Source organism: uncultured Lutibacter sp. (genome assembly GCF_937891065.1).
Lineage (GTDB): Bacteria > Bacteroidota > Bacteroidia > Flavobacteriales > Flavobacteriaceae > Lutibacter.
Genome location: NZ_CALAEQ010000009.1, coordinates 1 through 3,951 on the forward strand (window position 1 = coordinate 1; position 3,951 = coordinate 3,951).

At 29.8% G+C, this 3,951-nt stretch carries 3 protein-coding genes and 1 pseudogene; 3 read left to right on the plus strand and 1 reads right to left on the minus strand.

Annotated elements, in window-relative coordinates; genetic code table 11:
- Positions 1 to 31 precede the first annotated feature (31 nt).
- Positions 32 to 436, minus strand: a complete 405-nt coding sequence (locus Q0352_RS01005) for a DUF6146 family protein (RefSeq protein ID WP_299522195.1) — start codon at positions 434 to 436, stop codon at positions 32 to 34.
- A gap of 113 nt (positions 437 to 549) precedes the next feature.
- Between Q0352_RS01005 and ggt the strand changes: the two genes are divergently transcribed.
- The 3 genes and pseudogenes from ggt to Q0352_RS01020 form a co-directional block, all read left to right on the plus strand.
- Positions 550 to 2,235 carry a gamma-glutamyltransferase gene (gene ggt / locus Q0352_RS01010; RefSeq protein WP_299522198.1) on the plus strand — a complete coding sequence of 562 codons (1,686 nt, stop codon included), beginning with the start codon at positions 550 to 552 and terminating at the stop codon, positions 2,233 to 2,235.
- A 10-nt stretch (positions 2,236 to 2,245) separates the two neighbouring features.
- Positions 2,246 to 2,809 carry a DNA-3-methyladenine glycosylase I gene (locus tag Q0352_RS01015; RefSeq protein WP_299522201.1) on the plus strand — a complete coding sequence of 188 codons (564 nt, stop codon included), beginning with the start codon at positions 2,246 to 2,248 and terminating at the stop codon, positions 2,807 to 2,809.
- 102 nt (positions 2,810 to 2,911) lie between these two features.
- A pseudogene (locus tag Q0352_RS01020) lies at positions 2,912 to 3,951 on the plus strand (dihydrofolate reductase); the annotation flags it as partial.

A 3,951-nucleotide genomic window follows, 5' to 3' on the forward strand; every position in this document is an offset into this window, starting at 1 on the left:
GTTTTTCATTAAAACCTAAAAAACAAAAAACTTAAAATTTTTGCTTGTATTTGTGTTCAACAAATTTGAAATAATTGTATAATTTATAATTTACGTCTAATCCATAATCTGTATTGAAATTATAATCTATTACATTTTCATAAATAGAACTGTTGTATTTTAAAGGGTTTTGAGCTCTAATATTCCATTTTGTAACATAAAATTTATTTTTAGTTTCATAGTATGATTGTGAATAATAATTGGCTGGTTTTGCAATAGTTAGTAAATAGGTTTCAAAACCAATATCAATAATAATTATTTCATATTCTAAACTATCATTAGCAATTCTTACAGCTCCTTCAGGAAGTTCAGAATTGTTTATTTGAGTTGTATTTATAGTTGAATTACAGCTTACTAGTATTGTTGAAATTAAAAAAATGGTTGCTAAAGTTTTCATAATTTTAGTTTTATAATATGCTACAAATAGTATTCCAAATTTATCAATTTTGAAGATGAATGTTTAAATATTTACATTATTTTTGTAAGTAAACGAATTAAAATACTCAATTGATGAAACAGTCTTTATTCATATTACTAGCTTTTATAACAATTCAAAATTATGCTCAAGATAGAATTACAGGAGCTAATTTTTCTACTCGATCAGAAGTTATTTCACAAAATGGAATGGTTGCCACAAGTCATCCATTAGCAACTCAAATAGGAATTGATATTTTAAAGCAGGGAGGAAATGCTATTGATGCTGCCATTGCTGCAAATGCAGCTTTGGGTTTAATGGAGCCAACAGGTTCTGGAATTGGAGGTGATTTATTTGCAATTATTTGGAGTGCAAAAGATAAAAAATTATATGGATTAAATGCTAGTGGTCGCTCTCCTGAAAGTTTAAATTTACAATATTTCAAAGATAAGAATATGACTAAAATACCATCTTTTGGACCATTACCTGTTTCAGTTCCAGGTTGTGTAGATGGTTGGTTTGAAATGCATGCGAAGTTTGGAATTTTAAATATGGAACAAATCTTAAAACCAGCAATAGGTTATGCAAGAGATGGGTTTCCAGTTACCGAATTAATTGGTTATTATTTAACATCAACTTCTCGTCGTTTTAAAGATTATCCAAATTTTGCTGATACTTATATGCCCAATGGAAAACCATTAGTAAAAGGAACGGTTTTTAAAAATCCTTATTTAGCAAATACATATGAAAAAATTGCAAAAGGGGGTAAGGATGCTTTTTATAAAGGTGAAATAGCTAAAACAATCGCAAATTTCATACAAGAACAAGGAGGTTTTCTTTCTGAAAAAGATTTAGCTAATAATACTTCAGAATGGGTAGAACCAATTTCTTCAAATTATAGAGGATATGATGTTTGGGAATTACCACCAAACGGGCAAGGAACTGCGGTTTTACAAATTCTTAACATTATGGAAGGTTATAATGTAAAAGAAATGGGATTTGGAAGTGCTGAGTATATTCACCATTTTACGGAAGCAAAAAAACTAGCTTTTGAAGATCGGGCTAAATATTATGCTGATATGGATTTTAATAAACTTCCAATTGATCAGTTAATATCTAAAGAATATGCAACTGAAAGAAGAAAATTGATAAACCCAAATAGAGCTGCTAGAAGTTATGATGCTGGAGAGCTCGAACAAGGAAACACTATTTATATGACAGTAGCCGATAAATTTGGAAATATGGTTTCCTTAATTCAAAGTAATTATAGAGGTATGGGGTCAGGAATGGTACCATCTAAATTAGGTTTTATGTTACAAGATAGAGGCGAATTATTTTCATTAGAAGAAGGGCATTTTAATGTTTTTGAGCCTAAAAAAAGACCTTTTCATACAATTATACCAGCATTTATTACTAAAAATGATAAACCTTGGATTAGTTTTGGTTTAATGGGTGGTGCAATGCAACCTCAAGGTCACGCCCAAATTGTAATAAATTTAATTGATTTTGAAATGAATTTACAAGAAGCAGGTGACGCACCTAGAATGCAGCATAATGGATCTTCTGAACCAACAGGGGGAAAAATGACGGATGGAGGTCAATTAGTTTTGGAGTCTGGTTTTGACTATGAAACTATAAGAGATTTAATGCGCAAAGGGCACAAAGTAGGTTTTGAGTTAGGTAGTTATGGTGGTTATCAGGCAATTATGTGGGATGAAATAAACAAAGTTTATTTTGGAGCTTCTGAATCTAGAAAAGACGGTCAAGCAGCTGGTTATTAAAATTATTTTCATGGATAAACAAAGATGTACTTGGTGCGGAAATGACCCACTATATATGGAATATCATGATACTGAATGGGGAGTTCCTGTTTATGATGATGAAAAACTATTTGAATTTTTAATTTTAGAAACATTCCAAGCAGGGTTAAGTTGGATTACCGTTTTAAGAAAACGAGAAAACTTCAGAAAAGCATTTGATAATTTTAACTATAAAAAAATAGCAAATTATGATGAAGCTAAATTTGAGGAGTTACTTCAAAATGCAGGAATTATTAGAAATAAATTAAAAATAAAAGCCACCATTTCTAATGCAATTGCTTTTATGGAAGTTCAAAAAGAATTTGGTTCGTTTTCAACCTATATTTGGAAATTCACCAATCATAAACCAATTAAAAATAAATGGGAAAATTTAAATGGAGTTCCGGCTACAACAGAGCTATCTGATATTGTTTCAAAAGATTTAAAAAAACGTGGATTTAAATTTGTGGGATCTACAGTAATCTATGCGCACATGCAAGCTACTGGAATGATTAATGATCACGTGAAAGATTGTTTTAGATATCATGAAGTCTAAAAAATAAAATTTCTTGAAATACTTTAAATATAGCATACCTTTTTATGAAGGTAAATCGCTTTGAATTACTAAATTTGATGCTTAAAATAAATTAACAATAAAATGAAAATAAAATATTTTTTACCAATGCTGTTTACTGCAGTACTATTGTTTTCGTGTGGAAATAATAAAACTGAAGAAAATACAAAAAAAGAGACTGCAACTGAATTTGAGTATGTTGTTGAACAATTTGCTGACATTAAGGTATTACGATACCAAATTCCTGGTTTTGATGAACTTTCGCTAGGGCAAAAACAATTAGTTTATTATTTATCTCAAGCAGGTATGGTTGGTCGTGATATTATGTACGATCAAAATTATCGCTATAACTTAAAAATTAGACGTGCTTTAGAAAATGTTTATCAAAATTATGAGGGTGATAAAACTTCAGATGATTGGAATAATTTTGAAATCTATTTGAAAAGGATTTGGTTTTCTAATGGGATTCACCATCATTATTCAAATGATAAATTTATTCCTGAATTTTCTAAAGAATATTTTGATACTTTATTAAGTGAAACAGCTACAGAGTTAACGGGTGAAGCATATGATGTTATTTTTAATGATGCTGATGCTAAAAAAGTAAATTTAGATGAAGATAAAGGATTAATTAAAGGATCTGCCATTAATTTTTACTCACCTAATGTTACTACGGAAGATGTAGATAAATTTTATGCTGCAAGAATTGATAGATCAGATGAGACGCCAATTGAGTATGGTTTGAATTCTAAATTAGTAAAAAATGATGATGGAACTTTAGAAGAAAAAGTTTGGAAAGTTGGTGGAATGTATGGCGAGTCTATTGAGAAAATGGTGTATTGGCTAGAAAAAGCTGTTACCGTTGCTGAGAATGAAAAACAAGCAGAAGCCTTAAAATTATTAGTTGAATACTACAAAACAGGTGATTTAGAAACTTGGGATAATTATAATATTGCTTGGGCAACAAGCACCGATGGAGATATTGATTATATCCATGGTTTTATTGAAGTTTACAATGACCCAAAAGCATTTAGAGGTTCATATGAATCGGTAGTTCAGATTAAAGATTTTGATATGTCTAAAAAAATGGCTGTTGTATCTGAAAATGCACAATGGTTTGAAGA